Here is a 16,021-nt window from a genome sequence, read left to right as displayed (position 1 = left end):
ATCCTCTTTATGTTGACGGAGTAGCTTATCCTCACCACAATGTAAAATTTGGGCTTAATGAAAAATATTTTATAAATGGAGTTAAATTCTTCGTACAAGCAGTTAGCGACTATTTAAAATAGTAAATAATTTTAAACAAATAGAGAGAACGTCTGTTCTCTCTATTCTTTTATAAATACAAATTTATTTTCAAAAGACATTTCTTCACTGAATTTATATCCCTCTTTATTAAATTGTTTTATTCCTTCTATATTTTCAATTTTGTTTTTAGTTATAAAGTTTAACATCATTCCCCTTGCTTTTTTTGAAATTGTGGAATGTTTTTTTAATTTTCCATCAGCATTTTCAAAAAATTCAAAATCTAAAAACTTTTCATCTGTAATATATTTTTTTATTACTTTTGAAAATTCATCACTTGCAAGATTAATGATTAAATTTTCATCTTTTAAAACTTCTTTTGCTATCTCATCTTTCCAAAAATTATATAAATTTCCCATTTTCGTTTTCATAAGAAAATCAAGTCTATACGGATTTATCAAATCAAAAGGTTTAACTGCACCATAAAGCGCAGAAATAATAATTAAATGCTCCTTTATATACTCTAAATCGCAATTGTCAAACTCCTCCCTATTAATATTCTTATAACACATTCCGTCATACATATAAAAAGCTTTACAATAATCTTTTGAAATTAACACTTCCGGAACATTCTTTAAAATTTCATTCGTCTTTTCTAAAAAATTTAAGCCAAAAGAAAATCTCTCACAAGTTTTAGAAATTGTCTTTGCAGGTGATAAAATTATTTTCATATTTCTCTCCTATTTCTTTAATAGCATATACTAATAGTAGCAATTATAACATCTACTAGCTGTAAAAGTCAATTTATTATTTATAATTTGGACTTTTCAATTGTTATGATACAATTGATGTGAGACTAAGGATAATAAAAGAGAATATCCTGTATAATTAAAATAATAAACAATTTAGCTAGAAATGAACTCTCTTTTATGAACAATATTACACCATAAAATAATGTACAAAAAATAGCACCGAAGCGCTATTTTAAAAGTATTCATATAATATTGTTATTGAAGTTTTTAATTCTTCATCATAATTTTTTATCAGTTCTTCAAACTCTGATTTTAAACTGTTCTCGTCAAAATTTTTATCTAGTTTATTTCCATCTAAGACTAATTGCAAACCTACAAAGTATTTATATCCTTGTTTGTAAATTGCAAAATCATGCATTGATTTTATATAGCTAAACTTATTTTTCCAATTTTCAGTAATTTCTTTTAACTCAATTTCTCTTTCCGTAAAATTTCCCCCGACCGGTTCAACATGGATTACTAGAACAATTTCATACTTTTCATAAATTTCTTTTTCAATCAAACTCATAAGATTATGTGCTTTGATTAAACTCATTTCAGAATCAACTTCAACATCAACAGTTGCAATTTTTTTATTATTTCCATATGTATGAAAAGTGTAATTGTGTATTCCCAAAATTTCTTTGTGCTTTTCGATGTCTGTCAAAACTGACTTTATCAATTCTACACTTGGTGCCTCTCCAATAAGTTGGCTAACCGTTTCCTTTGCAAGTGAAAAACCGGAAAATAAAATAAATGCAGAAACTACAAGTCCAACTACTCCGTCAATGGGAAAAGTAGTATAATCTGCAAAAATCATTGCAATTAAAACAACTGAAGTCGTACAAACATCACTTAAACAATCGACAGACGTTGCTCTTAAAATACTTGAGTCGATAGCTTTACCTAGTTTTCTGTTAAACAAACTCATCCAAAGTTTTACAAAAATAGAAACAACGAGAAAAGCAATTCCTATTTTATTCATAACAATTTTTTCAGGGCTTATAATTCTTTCAATCGACGTTTTTGTAAATTGTAAACCAACAAGCATAATCATCATAGAAATGATTAATGTCATTATGTACTCAACTCTACCATGCCCATAAGGGTGGTCCTTATCTGGTGGAGCAGAAGAAAATTTAAATCCCAAAACCGTTGCAAAAGAATAAATCGCATCAGAAAAATTATTTACGGCGTCAGCTGTTATTGAAACTGAATTTGCAAAAATTCCTATTAAAAACTTTGATACTCCCAAAGTAACATTTAAAGATGTTCCTATTAACCCTGAAAAATATCCAACTTTTTTTCTATCGTACTTATCTGTATTTTCAATTCTTGAAATACTCAATATTTTTTTATCTATCATATTTACTCCATAAATAATATAATATTTCCACTTTCCAGCGTCTTTTTTATGTCGATAATTCTTTGGTTTGATGAACCGCGAAACTTTAGGGTTAAATCTTTTAATCTATAATCAAATCGTCCATCAACTAGAACATCACATTCCTTTAAAAGTTCAAATCTGTCATCATCTTCAAGAATTTCTTCAAAAGTATATCCTGAATAAATCCAAATATTTTTATTTACACTTTTTTTAATATCTCTTACAATTTCAAGGAGCTCTTTGGCATTTTGCATTGGTTCGCCACCAATTAAAGTAAGACCGGAAACATTTTTATCACGTAAATAGTCTATTACTAAATTAGTAGTTTCTTTAGTCCAAAGCTCCCCAAAATTGAAATCCATATATTTTCTATTAAAACAATCTTTACAATTATGTGTACAGCCAGTTACGAAAATACTAGTTCTGATACCAACACCATTTGCAACATCATAAGCTCTTATCTGACCATATCTCATTTTAATCCCTCGCTATATATGAAGAACTCTAGCCTTTATTTCCTTAGTTCTACCTTCATTCCAGAAATTTTCTCCAAGATAACCACAAGTTCTTCTCGTTACATTCATTTTTTGCTTGTCTTTATTATGACATTGTGGACATTCCCATTCATTATATTCGTTTATGATTATTTCTCCATCAAATCCGCAAACATGGCAATAATCTGATTTTGTATTAAATTCAGCATATTGAATATTATCATAGATAAATCTAATCATTTGTTCAACAGCTTCAACATTATGGTTCATATTAGGAATTTCTGCATAAGAAATACAACCCCCTGTTGACAATTTTTGGAAATCTTCTTCAAATCTAAATTTATCAAAAACTGAAATATTTTCCCTAACATCAACATGATAACTATTTGTATAATATCCCTTATCTGTTATATCCTTTATTTCTCCATATTTCTTTCTATCTATAGAACAGAATCTGTGAGTTAAACTTTCAGCAGGAGTTCCATATAATGAAAATGTCATTCCTGTTTCTTCACTCCAACTGTCAGCCGCTTCTTTAATTCTCTTCATAACTTTAAGAGCAAACTCTTTTCCCTCTTTTGTTGTATGACTAACACCCTTTACACACATTGTAGCCTCATACATACCAATATATCCAACAGAAAGAGTTGAATATCCATTTTCAAGGTATTTCTTAATACTTTCACCTTTTTTAAGTCTAGCAATAGCTCCATATTGCCAATGAATAGGAGAATTATCACTCTTTACATTTTGAAGAAGTGAGTTTCTGAATAAAAGTGCTTTTTTTACAATTTCAAGTCTTTTATCCAACATTTCAAAGAAACCTTCTTCATTTCCTGTATTTAAAATTCCTATTTGAGGTAAATTCAAACTTACAACACCTTGGTTAAATCTACCTTCAAATTTATAATTTCCATTTTCATCTTTATATGGTGCTAAGAATGATCTACAGCCCATAGGTCCAAATACATTTCCTTCATAATGTTCTCTAAGTTTTTTAGCAGAGATATAATCAGGATACATTCTCTTTGCAGTACATTTTGCAGCGAGTTTTGTTAAATAATAATATTTACTGTCTTCTCTTACATTATTTTCATCCAAAACATAAATCAATTTAGGAAAGGCTGGTGTAATATAAACACCTTTTTCGTTTTTAATTCCTTCTAATCTTTGTTTTATTATCTCTTCAACGATTTGAGCAACTTCGTCTTCATATTCAAAACCGTCCTCAACATACATAAATAATGTAACAAAAGGACTTTGTCCATTTGTAGTCATCAAAGTATTTATTTGATATTGAATAGTTTGAATACCTGCCTCAAGCTCTTTTTTAGTCATTGCTCTTGCAATATTTTCGATATCTTCTTCATCAGTTAAAATTTCTTTTGCAAGTTTTAAATGTTTTTCATAGCTCTTTCTAAGATATTTTCCTAGATGAGCAACATTTAAGCTTTGTCCACCAAATTGACCTGACGCAACCTGTGCAATTATTTGAGTCATAACTGTACAAGCTACTTGGAAAGACTTTGGAGTTTCAACCATTTTACCATTAATTACTGTTCCATTATCAAGCATATCTCCAATATTAACTAGACAGCAATTGAACATAGGTTGAATTAAATAGTCCATATCATGAAGATGTATAGCTCCTTCGTCATGAGCCTGAACAATATCCACAGGAATTAGCATTCTTCTTGCTATATCCTTTGAAACTTCTCCGGCAATCAAATCTCTTTGAGTTGATGCAAGAATAGCATTTTTATTTGAATTTTCATTTATAACATCTAAATTTGTCTTATCAAGAAGACCCAAAATACTTTCGTCAGTAGTATTTTTAAGTCTTTTAAAAGTTTGCACAGCCTTATAGTTTTCATAAGCTCTGGCAGTTGCAGGATTTCCATACTTAATTAAGCTGTAGTAAACATGATCTTCTATATCATATATACTCATCTTCTTTCCGATTGTTGTTGCAAAAGTTTCTATCTCTGATGCAATCTTTTCAGCCAATCCTTCTTCGTATACTCCTGTACTGCTATGCATAGCTTTTTTTATTGCAATTGCAATTTTATTTGCGTCAAAATCTACTTCTTGACCATTTCTTTTTATAACTTTAATCATAACTACCTCCTAAAATACTTCATAAATGCTCGATAGTAAGATTATATCATCAACAATATATATTGTCAATCAATAGTTATTAAACTATATATAGTATATTTATTTGTTTTTACTCATTAAATCCCTCTTGAAAAATTTTATAACAATTTGTAGAATGAGAAAATTAAAAATAAAATAAAAAATTTTTTAAAATTTTTTCTCTTACACAAAAAATAAAGTCGATATAAATTTTATACCGACTTTGTTAAATCACTTATCTTTAATTGTCTTTATTCCAAAAGCAAAATATACTATATGGCAAAACCAAACTAGCCCTAAAATAATTCTTCTGATATTTGTATTTTTCATAAAATAGAATCCCGTCCCCATTGTTATTGTAAAAATTATAATAATTTTTAACTTTGTCTTTAATGGAAGTCCTTTTCTATTTACAATTTTCTCTATATTGTTTTTATACAAATTCGTTTCGACAAACCATTTGTGCAACTTTTTAGAACTTCTTGCAAAGCAAAATACTGTTACAACATAGAAAGGAAATGTCGGCAATATTGGTAAAAACACTCCAACTGTTCCTATTGCAAAAAATATCAACCCTATCGCAATCCAAATATATTTTACTAAATTCATTCTATATTACCTCTCATAATCTAATATATCAATGATAACATATTTCATATTGATTGGCAATATTATATTTCAAAGCAATTTCCTTTTTCGACTTTATAAATTACATCTGCAAATGAAACTGTACTCATTCTGTGTGAAATTAAAAATACCATTCCCTTACAATTTTCTCGAATCAAATTTAATATAATCGATTCATTCAAAGTATCCAAGTTGCTTGTTGGCTCATCAAAGATATATACTTCAGCTTTTTTAAGTAATGCTCTCATAAGTTCGAGTCTTTGCATCTCTCCACTTGAAAAAATAATTTTTTCAGAATTTATTTTAGTATCAAGTCCATTTTCAGTTGATAAAATTTTATCCTTTAATCTACATTTTTCAGCAATTTCTAAAATTTCTTCATCAGTAATCTTATCATTTCCTAAAACTAAATTTTCTCTGATTGTTTGAGAAAAAATTTGTGGAAATTGTGGAATATAAGCAATTTTTTCTTGTAATTTTTTGCTATCAATCTCTAAAATATCATCTTCATTTAAAAATACTTTTCCATTTTTAGCCATATACCATTTCATTACAATTTTCATAAGCGTACTCTTACCAGAGCCACTCTCTCCAACAAGTCCAACTATTTTTTTATCTTTAAAATTCAAATTTAACTTTTCAAAAATTAATTTATCTCTATTAGGATATGCAAAATCGACATTTTCAAACTTTATTTCATCTAAATTTACAATTTCTTTTCTTCCGTCATTTCCGCTTGGCTCTTCTTCATCTAATAATTTAAAAGTATTTCTTCCAGCCTGTAATGCACGTCCAAGTCCTAGAGGAAGTCTGCTAAGCTCTAAAAACGGAGCAAAAGATGAACTAAATACAGCCAAAGTTATTACAGCATTTTTCACAGTAATTAATTTTCTATTTATAAGTACAAAGTCTGCATAAGCAAAAGCTAAAACTCCAAAGCCTATAACTAAAAAACTAAAAGTGAATTGTAAAAAGTTTAATTTTGAAACCTTTCTTTCTTTTTCATTCACAATTTTACTTTCTCTTTCAAGATTTTTAAATCTCTCTTTTTCAACTCCAAGTTGTAGTAAATCTTTCATACCTTTTAAACTATCTAAAAAATATGAAGTATATGATTTTCTAAATTTCTGTTGAATTTCAAGATGAGGTTTTAACTTACTTGAAAATACATTAGGTATAATAACTGCAAGTGTAAAATAAACAGCTATTGCTATTAAACTTAAAACAAAATTATGATATAGAAAATATATAAAAAGCAATATTGAAACGATAGTTCCTGTTGTAATCGGAGCTAGAGTATGTGCAAAAAACACTTCTAAAGCCTCAACATCTTCCCCTATAAGTTTTAACAATTCTCCACTATCTTGTGAATCAAGTTTTGAAGGAGCAAGTCGTCTAAGTTTAGAAAAAATTTCTCTTCTAAAATCTGCCAAAACTTTAAACGCAACAAAATGTCCGAAATAATGCTCTCCATACCTAAAAAGTCCTCTTGAAATTGCAAGTACAACCAAAAACACAAGAGAATATATTTTTAAATCTTCACCATTTAAAACTCCAAATCCTAGTGAAATAATTTTCGCAGGGATATAAACTGTAATTAAAAAGCCGAAAACAGCAAAAAATACTGCTAACAAAATAATAGGAAGTAATCTTTTCATAAAATTTATAAGTCTTACAACTAATTTTATATTATCTTTCATTTAAAATTTCCTCCATTTCATTTTGTTTATCTAATAATAATTTATATTCAAAGTTTGAAACATACAAATCACAAGGCTTTCCAAAATCCCAAGATTTTTCTTGTCCCATAAATAACACAAAGTCCGACTTATGAACCTGTTTCATCTTATGGGAAATAAACATCACTATTGAATCTTTTGAAATAAGTCTAATCAAATCTAAAATTGCATTTTCATTTTCCGTATCGACACTTGAAGTCATCTCATCAAAAATATAAATCTTTCTATTTGCAAGTAAGCCCCTTGCACAGATAATCTGTTGCCTTTGTCCCGGAGAAATCAACTTTCCATTTTCTCCAACAATAGTATCAAAACCATTAGGTAAAGTTTTTACAAAATTTAAAATATTTTTTTCTTCAATCCATTTCAAAATTTCATTTTCAGATAATTTTGTCGCTTTCTTTAGATTGTCCATAATACTTTCATTAAAAACATAACTATCAGGAGAAATGTAAAAACCTAAAGAATTTATATCGCCCTTTGAAAAATCTTTCAAAGATTTTCCGTCAAGCAAAATTTCTCCAGAATAATTTTCAAGATTTTTAAATAAAATTTTTGCAAATGTACTTTTTCCAAGTCCACTTTCTCCGGCAATTGCAAATAAATTTCCTTTTGAAATTTCAAAATTTATATCATCTAAAATTTTTCTTTCTCCATAAGAAAAAGATAAATTTTTAAATTCAATTCTTTCAACATTTTCAAGTTTAATCTTTGAGTTTTCAATCTTTTCTTCTAAATTTGCATTGTCTAAAAATGTAAAAATTCTGTCTGCCATTTTAGTATTCATCATAAGCAAATGCATACAATAGCCCAATTCTCTAATCGGAGTAAAAAATTCAGTTGCAATCAAAATAAAAAATATGAAATTAAAAATTGACATATTTCCCTTTGAAATTGACATAACAGCTAAAAATCCTGAAATTACAATTCCAAGATACATAACACCGTCCATATATCCGACAGATTGAAGTTGAAACTTTAAAAGCTCCATTGTAGAAAGTCTAAACTCTTCTGCACTTTCATTAAATTTTTTCTCATAAATTTCATCGGCACTATAAGAATAAAGTGTATTAAGTCCCTTTAAATCGTCCATAAACAAATTGCTAACGTCCATATAAGTTGACCAATAATGTTGCATAATCTTTGCAGAACGCTTCTGTATCAAAATAATTGAAATCGGAATAAAAGGAATACTAATCAAAAAAACTAAACTTCCAAGTGGATAAATAAAAAATACAATAGCTAAAATTGTCGCACAATTAAGATATGTCCTTAAAGTTGTTGACAAATAATTGCTATAAAAAGTATCCAAGCTGTCAATTCCCTGAGATGCAACAGTAAGCACGTCAGCATAAGAATATTTTTTTGAAAATTCTTCATTATTCTTTGAAAAAACATTGAAAAATTTATTTTTCAAACTGTCTCTTGCAAATTGTGATGCCACACCTTGATAATTTTTAGAAAAAATTGAAATTACAAAACCAAAAATATTTAGTCCAATAATAATTAATGCGTAAATAAGAAGATTAAATTCAATCCCGTTAAATAAATTAGAAAATCCCTTAGCAATAACACCAAAAGAAATTATTCTCATCAAAAATTGAATCCAAGCCAAAAAAGAACTTAAATAAACGACCTTCATCTTATCTCCAAGCTCTTTTTTCAATCTGTTCTTCAATTCTTTTCGCCTTTCTCGACTTATCTTTTGCTTTTGAATTTTTGTACTAAAATCACTATCCATAAAAAACTCCTATAAAAATTAATATAAATTATTTATATGATAACCTATTGATTTAAAAAAATCAAGAAAAAAGGTCAGAGAGTTTTTACTCCCTAACCTTAGTTGTTAAACGAATTTTTTCTGTTTTAGTTTTTTATTTTATTTTTCTAACTTCTTCAACAACTCTATTAATTGCCTCTTCTGATGACATTTCAAAATTTTCCATTTCTTTTCTTGTTGAAAATTCGATTATGTTTTCACCCGCTTTTTTACCAACTGTAATTCTTAGAGGAATTCCAATTAAATCTCTGTCGTTAAACTTAACACCGATTCTTTCTTTTCTATCATCAAGCATTACTTCAACACCTTGTGATTCTAATTCGTCATGAATTTTTTCTCCAAGTTTCATTTGTTCTTCATCATTAATGTTTACAACTGTAACTATCGCATGGAACGGAGCAACTTGAATTGGCCAGATAATTCCCTTTTCATCATTGTTTTGTTCAATGATTGCAGTAATACTTCTTGTAATTCCTATACCATGACTTCCCATCCAAAAATATTGACTAACTCCATTTTCATCTAAGAAAGTTGCATTTAATGCTTTAGAATATTTTGTTCCTAATTGGAAGATATTTCCAACTTCTATTCCTCTTGCAAATTTTAACGGATATCCACTTTCAGGGCAAACATCGCCCTCTTTAACCATAAGTAAATCTTCAACGATTTCTCCGTCAAAATCTCTACCAAAATTACAATTTATATAGTGATGACTTTCTTTATTACCACCAACTACAACATTTTTCATAAGAGTAACTCTTTTATCTAAAATTTTTCTAACTTTCAAATCAACCGGCCCTGTATATCCTGCAAATGTTCCAATCTTTGAAATCATTTCATCGTCCATCATTTCAACTTCATGTTCAGGAACTCCAAGATAGCCACAAAGTTTTGTCAAATTAAGCTCTCTATCTCCCGGAATAAATACTATAACAGGTTCTCCTGCAACAATCAAATCAACAGCTTTAACACATTTTTGAGTTTCCTGTTTTAAAAAGTCGGAAACTTCTTCTATCGTCTTACAGTCAGGAGTGTAAACTAATTCAAGTTCTTTTTCTTCCCCACTTTCATCAACTTTATAAACAACTTTTGCCTTTTCATCCGTTGCTGAATATCCACTTTCATCACAATAGCAGATAACTCCCTCTCCTACATCAGAAAGAGCGATAAATTCATGTGAACTGTTTCCTCCCATTGCTCCGGCATCTCCGGCAACAATTTTGTAATTAAGTCCTAATCTGTTAAATACTTTTTCATAAGCCTTCCACATTTCTTTATATGATTCCATCATCATTTCAGGGCTTACATCAAAAGTATAGGCATCTTTCATTGAAAATTCTCTTGCCCTATTGATTCCAAAACGCGGTCTTTTTTCATCACGATATTTAGTTTGTATTTGGTAGATATTTAAAGGTAATTGTTTATAACTTTTTATTTCCCCACTAATTAAAGTTGTAAAATATTCTTCAGCTGTTGGTCCAAGGCAAAACTCTCTTTCATTTCTATCACTAACTTTAAACATTTCAGGTCCAAAAGTTTGCCATCTTCCTGACTCTTCCCAAATTTCTTTTGGTTGAAGTGCAGACATCAAAATTTCATATCCACCCATTCTATCCATTTCTTCTCTTACGATATTTTCTACTTTTTTAATTGCTCTATATCCAAGTGGAAGATAAGAATAAATTCCTGCAGCAGACTTTCTAATCATTCCTGCCCTTAAAAGCAATTTATGGCTAATAATTTCTGCCTCTTGTGGGTCTTCCCTAAGTGTAGGCATATAGTATCTTTTCATTTTCATAACAAAATTCCTCCGTAATATATTTTAAGTTTTCAGCAATAAAAAAACGGCTAACATCTCCAAGAGACGAAAGCCGTGGTACCACTCTAATTTATACTCAAAAGCTATAAGGCACAACCCTGTACTTTTAATACAAGCTCAAAGATAGGTTCAATTTCCTCTGTAAAAGTTTTTCACCAAACAACTTCTCTCTACATACAGATAAAAAATTTACTATTTCTTTTCATCACTAAAATCTAACTAAGATTAATTTATTATATTAAATTTAGCAAAAAAAGTCAACTGCATTTAACTTTTTCTACATATAAATAACTTCATCAAATTTATCTAAAAAGTCTTTTTCTACATTATGTGTAATCATAATTATAGTTTTATCTTTCATTTCTAATAATTTATTACAAACATAATCTTCCATTACTTTATCCATTGCAGAAAAAGGCTCATCTAAAAGTAATATATCTCTGCCGGATATAACTGCTCTTAAATAATTTACAACTTGTTTTTCTCCACCACTTAACTCATTGTTATTTTCTGATTTTAATAAGGTATCAACTTTATTACTTGGAATGTATTTATTGTCATTTTCTAAAACATCTTTATTGAAACTGTCAAAAATACTTACATTATCCCAAAAATTTTCAGAAAATATATGAGATTTTTGAGTTAAATACATTATTAATTGATTGCAAAATCTATAAGAAACTTCTTTACCATCAATCGTAATATTACCTTCAGTACAAGACAAATTACCATTTATTAGATTTAAAAGTGTAGATTTCCCCTTTCCACTTTCTCCAATAATAGCATATTTCTTATTTTTTTCAAATGTATGAGAAAAATTTTTGATTATATAGTCATCATATTTAAAACTAACATTATTGCATTTTATATTATTGTCAAACTTTACATCTTCAATGCTTAAATTTTTATTTTTAGAAATTTCTAAAAGCATATCATTCATAACTGTTTCTACCGATTTTTTCCAGCTTATCGCATCAATTACAGTACGAAGTGGAAACATAAAATTTTGAATATATGCAATGGTAGCAGTTGCTATCCCTGCTGTAATCTCTCCCTTATACAAGAAAAACGCCATAATTGCAAATGAAGATATATTAATCAAATACATAACAGTTCCATTTAAAACATTTACAAAAGTTTTAAACTTTCCAAAACTAAATCTACTATCTTCCATTTCGTCAAGAGATTTTTTGTGATTTTTCTCTATGTTTCTATATGTAAAACAGTTTATAAAAGAATAACCACTTAATAAATCTATAATCTTTGAATTGTAAGATGCCGTATCATCAAGCAATTTTTTATTTTTTTCTGAAAATTTCTTAGCAGTTAAATTAGGTAAAAACAAAACAATTAAAGCGACTAAATATATTATAATTGCCATTTTGTAATTTAACAAAAAGATATAAATCGCATAGATAATAAATGAAATTGAAGATTCAAATATTAGCATAACATACTCTAAATGCTCCTCACAAGCAGCAATATCATTATTTAATCTTGAATTGTAATCCCCAATACTGTTTTTGTAAAATTCATTGGGTTCTTTGCATATTATTACAGAAAACAATTCTTTTCTCATATACAAATTAAATTCTTTTTCAAGCCTCCAACTACTTCTTTGACTGATATATTGTGCTCCCATACCGATAATTACAAGAAGAGTAAATATTCCTGTAAGTTTAATAACATCATAAATACCATTACTGTAATTATCATCAACCATATATTTAACAACAGTAGGAAGTCCTGCTATTGCAAGTATATATACAAAATGGAAAAAAATTCTAAAAAATATGCTCTTTTTAAATTTTTTTAAAATTTTCAATTAACTCTCCTCCCGTATAAAAATAAAATATGTAAATCAAGCTAACTCTAATTATTATAAAAAAAGTGGCTAACAATATTAGCCACTCACTTTTACCACTTTTAAATTTAATCAAAATATTAAATTTTTAAAATTAAACAGTCGATAAGACTACTTTAATTCAACAGTAGCTCCTACTTCTTCTAATTTAGCTTTCATTTGTTCAGCTTCTTCTTTAGCTACTCCTTCTTTGATAGCTTTTGGAGCGTTGTCAACTATTTCTTTAGCTTCTTTTAATCCTAATCCGCTTAAGTCTTTAACAGCCTTAACAACTTTCATTTTTTCTGCTCCAACTGATGCTAAGATTACATCAAATTCTGATTTTTCTTCTGCTGCTGCAGCTGCTTCTCCGCCAGCTACTGCTCCTACTACTACTGGTGCTGATGCAGAAACTCCAAATTTTTCTTCTGCTGCTTTAACTAATTCATTTAATTCAAGAACTGATAATTTTTCAATTGCTTCTAATATTTGTTCGAAATCCATAATATACCTCCTAAAATTTTACGCAACCATTAAGCTGCTTCTTCTTCTTTTTTCTTTCTTAGTGCATCTAACATATACACAAAATTTGATACTGGTGCCTTGAAACTTCCAAGTAACTTTGCGATAAGTACTTCTCTTGATGGAATATCTGCAACGGCTTTAACTTCGTTAGAATCTAAAATTTTTCCTTCTAAGATACCAGCTTTAATAACTAATTTTTCATTTGACTTAGCAAATTCGTTAGTGATTCTTGCTGCAGCTGTTAAATCTTCTCCTGAAAAAGCAACTGCGCTTGGTCCTTCTAAGTATTGACCGAAATCTTCAAAACCTAATTCATTGAAAGCTAATTTCATCATAGTGTTTTTGTAAACCTTATATTGAACACCAGCTTCTCTGTATTTGTTTCTTAATTCAGTAACTTGTTCAACAGTTAACCCTCTGTAATCAACTAAAACTAAAGAACCTGAACTTTCGATTTTTTCTCTGATTTCTGATACAACAGCTTGTTTTTGTTCTAAAACAAAATCTTTCATCTCTTTCACCTCCACAAAAGGCTACATATAAAAAAATCTCTACCAAGAGTAGAGATAAAATACAAAATAAAGTATTTCCACCTATGTAGGATTTTTAAACGAATGTCCCTACGGTCTTGGGTAGCCTATAAAATTAACATATATATTATATCATATTTCAAAATAAATGCAATACTTTTTTAAAAATTTTTTCATATTTATTTTATTTTATTTTTGTGGTAGAATTATATATATAATTAATTAGGTGGATTTTATGTTAAAATATTTTTTAATTTTATTTATTTCAATGTTACCTGTTGTTGAGTTAAGAGGAGCGATTCCTTATTCACAAGCAATGGGTCTTCCAATTTTAAGTTCATATATAATTGCAATAATTGGAAATTTAATTCCTGTTCCTTTTATTTATTTTTTTTCAAAAAAAATTTTAATTTGGGGAGAAAATAAAAAATATATTGGAAAATTTTGTGAAAAACTTTTATTAAAAGGTCATAAAGCCGGAGAAAAAATCTTAAAAAAATCAGGAAAAAGCGGAACTTTAATTGCACTTGCTCTTTTCATCGGTATTCCATTTCCAGGAACTGGAGCATACACAGGAATACTTGCCGCAAGTATTTTAGATATTGATTTTAAAACAAGTTTTTTATCAGCGATAATAGGAGTAATTTTGTCAGGAATCATTATGTCAACAATTAGTTTTGGAATTTTTTAGGAGGACAATTTTGTTCTCCTTTTGTATTGCATAAATTTAAAATTTTGGTTATTATATAGGTAGATATTTTTATCTAATTTAATTTTGGAGGTATATTATGGATTTTAAAATTGGAAATTCCGGATTAGTTAAAGTAATTTCTTTATTTGAAGGAAATGAAATTTGTGGAATTAGTGAAGAATTAAAAAACTATGTAAAAGAAAGTAAACTTTTTAATGGAAAAAGAGGAGAAATTTTTTCAAATCTTGGACCAAATTCTGAAAATATAATTTTATTGGGATTAGGTAAAGAAGAAGAAAATTCTCTTGAAAATATTAGAAGAGCTTACTTATCACTTGGAAAAAGTTTAAAAGCAAATAATGTAAAATCTTGTAACATAGAAGTAAAAAAATTTGATGGACTTTGCTATAAATTAGTAGCTCAAGCTATGATTGAAGGTATTGTAAATGTAACTTATTCTTTTGATAATTTCTTAAAAGAAAAGAAACCTTGTTTTGATTGCGAAATATTTTTAAGTATTGTTGAAGACAAGAGAGAACATATTGAAAGTGGAATCGAAGAAATCAAAGCAATCATGGAAGCTGTATTTATGTGCAGAGATCTTGTAAATAGACCTGCAAATGATATTTATCCTGAAACTTTGGCAAATTTTGCTAAAGAAGAACTTGAAAAAGTTGGTATTGAAGTTGAAATTTTAGAAAAGAAACAAATAGAATCTTTAAAAATGGACGCATTCTTAGCAGTTGCTCAAGGTAGCGACCTACCACCTAAATTTATAATTATGAAACATTTACCAAACAAAGATGAAAAACCTATCGTTTTAGTTGGTAAAGGTTTAACTTATGATTCAGGTGGATATGCAATCAAACCTGCTACAGGAATGGTTACTATGAAAACTGATATGGGTGGAAGTGCCTCTGTTATTTCAACAATGTATGCAGTAGGAAAAATGAATGTTCAAAGAAATGTAATAGCCCTTGTTGCAACTTGTGAAAATATGATTAACGGACACGCTTACAGAAACGGAGATATAATTTCTTCAATGAAGGGTTCAACTATTGAAGTAGTTAATACTGATGCCGAAGGAAGATTGACTTTAGCTGATGCTATTTACTATGGTGCTTCAAAATTAAATCCTGAATGTATAGTTGACGTTGCAACTCTAACAGGTGCTTGTATTCAAGCTCTAGGTTCAAGAGTTATCGGTGCTGTAAGTAATAATGATGAAGTTTTTGCAAAAATTAAAGAATCTGCAGACTTTATGGGTGAATATTTATGGAGATTCCCTGTTTATGAAGAACATAGACAAAGTGTAAAAGGAAAAGTTGGAGATTTGTTAAACTCAACAGGAGCAGGAAGTGGTGGTGCAATCACTGCCGGAGTTTTCTTAGAACATTTTGTTGAAAATACTCCTTGGGTTCATTTAGATATTGCAGGTCCTTCATTCTCTCAATCAGCTTGGGGAACAAATCCTGAAGGCGCAAGTGGAACACCTGTAAAAACTCTTTATAACTTTGTAAAGAAATATAATAAAAAATAATTTCAATTAAAAATGGTATGCTTTTTGTAGCATACCATTTT

13 protein-coding genes and 1 other annotated feature are annotated in these 16,021 nt (G+C 28.6%); of the genes, 2 read left to right on the top strand and 11 right to left on the bottom strand.

The annotated features are described in order from the left end of the window. Positions 1-161: 161 nt before the first annotated feature. The 11 genes from ACKTSI_RS01895 to rplJ all read right to left on the bottom strand — a co-directional run bounded on the left by ACKTSI_RS01895 (position 162) and on the right by rplJ (position 13,731). Positions 162-809, bottom strand: a complete 648-nt coding sequence (locus tag ACKTSI_RS01895) for a YaaA family protein (RefSeq protein ID WP_068472624.1) — start codon at positions 807-809, stop codon at positions 162-164. 253 nt (positions 810-1,062) lie between these two features. Beyond that, on the bottom strand, positions 1,063-2,235 hold the full coding sequence (locus ACKTSI_RS01890) for a cation diffusion facilitator family transporter (protein ID WP_407862985.1): 1,173 nt from the start codon (positions 2,233-2,235) through the stop codon (positions 1,063-1,065). A gap of 2 nt (positions 2,236-2,237) precedes the next feature. Then, positions 2,238-2,732 carry an anaerobic ribonucleoside-triphosphate reductase activating protein gene (nrdG, locus tag ACKTSI_RS01885; RefSeq protein ID WP_068472626.1) on the bottom strand — a complete coding sequence of 165 codons (495 nt, stop codon included), beginning with the start codon at positions 2,730-2,732 and terminating at the stop codon, positions 2,238-2,240. Between the two features lie 12 nt (positions 2,733-2,744). Next, positions 2,745-4,868, bottom strand: a complete 2,124-nt coding sequence (nrdD, locus tag ACKTSI_RS01880) for an anaerobic ribonucleoside-triphosphate reductase (RefSeq protein WP_407862984.1) — start codon at positions 4,866-4,868, stop codon at positions 2,745-2,747. Positions 4,869-5,117: 249 nt separating this feature from the next. Continuing rightward, positions 5,118-5,495, bottom strand: coding sequence for a YbaN family protein (locus tag ACKTSI_RS01875; protein ID WP_407862983.1), 378 nt, complete (start codon positions 5,493-5,495; stop codon positions 5,118-5,120). A 62-nt stretch (positions 5,496-5,557) separates the two neighbouring features. Next, complete coding sequence (locus ACKTSI_RS01870) at positions 5,558-7,213, bottom strand: ABC transporter ATP-binding protein (RefSeq protein ID WP_407862982.1); 1,656 nt, start codon at positions 7,211-7,213, stop codon at positions 5,558-5,560. Next, positions 7,203-8,993: an ABC transporter ATP-binding protein/permease gene (locus ACKTSI_RS01865; RefSeq protein ID WP_407862981.1), complete on the bottom strand. Its 1,791-nt coding sequence runs from the start codon at positions 8,991-8,993 to the stop codon at positions 7,203-7,205. The genes ACKTSI_RS01870 and ACKTSI_RS01865 overlap by 11 nt, the downstream gene beginning before the upstream one ends. Before the next feature lie 133 nt (positions 8,994-9,126). After that, entirely contained in the window at positions 9,127-10,830 is a 1,704-nt protein-coding gene (locus ACKTSI_RS01860) for a proline--tRNA ligase (protein ID WP_407862980.1), read from the bottom strand. Positions 10,831-11,128: 298 nt separating this feature from the next. Then, complete coding sequence (locus ACKTSI_RS01855) at positions 11,129-12,676, bottom strand: ATP-binding cassette domain-containing protein (protein ID WP_407862979.1); 1,548 nt, start codon at positions 12,674-12,676, stop codon at positions 11,129-11,131. Between the two features lie 150 nt (positions 12,677-12,826). Continuing rightward, a complete protein-coding gene (gene rplL / locus ACKTSI_RS01850) occupies positions 12,827-13,198 on the bottom strand; it encodes a 50S ribosomal protein L7/L12 (protein ID WP_311526091.1) in 372 nt (123 codons plus the stop codon). A gap of 29 nt (positions 13,199-13,227) precedes the next feature. Continuing rightward, entirely contained in the window at positions 13,228-13,731 is a 504-nt protein-coding gene (gene rplJ, locus ACKTSI_RS01845; protein WP_068472640.1) for a 50S ribosomal protein L10, read from the bottom strand. Between the two features lie 21 nt (positions 13,732-13,752). Continuing rightward, positions 13,753-13,870: a sequence feature (ribosomal protein L10 leader region), on the bottom strand. A 114-nt stretch (positions 13,871-13,984) separates the two neighbouring features. Here rplJ and ACKTSI_RS01840 point away from each other — a divergent pair. Both ACKTSI_RS01840 and ACKTSI_RS01835 read left to right on the top strand, forming a co-directional pair. After that, positions 13,985-14,440 carry a small multi-drug export protein gene (locus tag ACKTSI_RS01840; protein ID WP_068472642.1) on the top strand — a complete coding sequence of 152 codons (456 nt, stop codon included), beginning with the start codon at positions 13,985-13,987 and terminating at the stop codon, positions 14,438-14,440. Positions 14,441-14,537: 97 nt separating this feature from the next. Beyond that, positions 14,538-15,980, top strand: coding sequence for a leucyl aminopeptidase (locus tag ACKTSI_RS01835; protein WP_407862978.1), 1,443 nt, complete (start codon positions 14,538-14,540; stop codon positions 15,978-15,980). Positions 15,981-16,021 lie beyond the last annotated feature (41 nt).

This window comes from Parvimonas parva (assembly GCF_045866535.1).
GTDB lineage: Bacteria > Bacillota > Clostridia > Tissierellales > Peptoniphilaceae > Parvimonas > Parvimonas parva.
This window is presented reverse-complemented; position numbering and strand designations above follow the sequence as displayed.

Excerpts from the sequence above, each read along its gene's own strand:
- ACKTSI_RS01895 (WP_068472624.1), bottom strand. The coding sequence starts at position 809 with ATGAAAATAATTTTATCACCTGCAAAGACAATTTCTAAAACTTGTGAG.
- ACKTSI_RS01890 (WP_407862985.1), bottom strand. The coding sequence starts at position 2,235 with ATGATAGATAAAAAAATATTGAGTATTTCAAGAATTGAAAATACAGAT.
- nrdG (WP_068472626.1), bottom strand. The coding sequence starts at position 2,732 with ATGAGATATGGTCAGATAAGAGCTTATGATGTTGCAAATGGTGTTGGT.
- nrdD (WP_407862984.1), bottom strand. The coding sequence starts at position 4,868 with ATGATTAAAGTTATAAAAAGAAATGGTCAAGAAGTAGATTTTGACGCA.
- ACKTSI_RS01875 (WP_407862983.1), bottom strand. The coding sequence starts at position 5,495 with ATGAATTTAGTAAAATATATTTGGATTGCGATAGGGTTGATATTTTTT.
- ACKTSI_RS01870 (WP_407862982.1), bottom strand. The coding sequence starts at position 7,213 with ATGAAAGATAATATAAAATTAGTTGTAAGACTTATAAATTTTATGAAA.
- ACKTSI_RS01865 (WP_407862981.1), bottom strand. The coding sequence starts at position 8,993 with ATGGATAGTGATTTTAGTACAAAAATTCAAAAGCAAAAGATAAGTCGA.
- ACKTSI_RS01860 (WP_407862980.1), bottom strand. The coding sequence starts at position 10,830 with ATGAAAATGAAAAGATACTATATGCCTACACTTAGGGAAGACCCACAA.
- rplL (WP_311526091.1), bottom strand. The coding sequence starts at position 13,198 with ATGGATTTCGAACAAATATTAGAAGCAATTGAAAAATTATCAGTTCTT.
- rplJ (WP_068472640.1), bottom strand. The coding sequence starts at position 13,731 with ATGAAAGATTTTGTTTTAGAACAAAAACAAGCTGTTGTATCAGAAATC.
- ACKTSI_RS01840 (WP_068472642.1), top strand. The coding sequence starts at position 13,985 with ATGTTAAAATATTTTTTAATTTTATTTATTTCAATGTTACCTGTTGTT.
- ACKTSI_RS01835 (WP_407862978.1), top strand. The coding sequence starts at position 14,538 with ATGGATTTTAAAATTGGAAATTCCGGATTAGTTAAAGTAATTTCTTTA.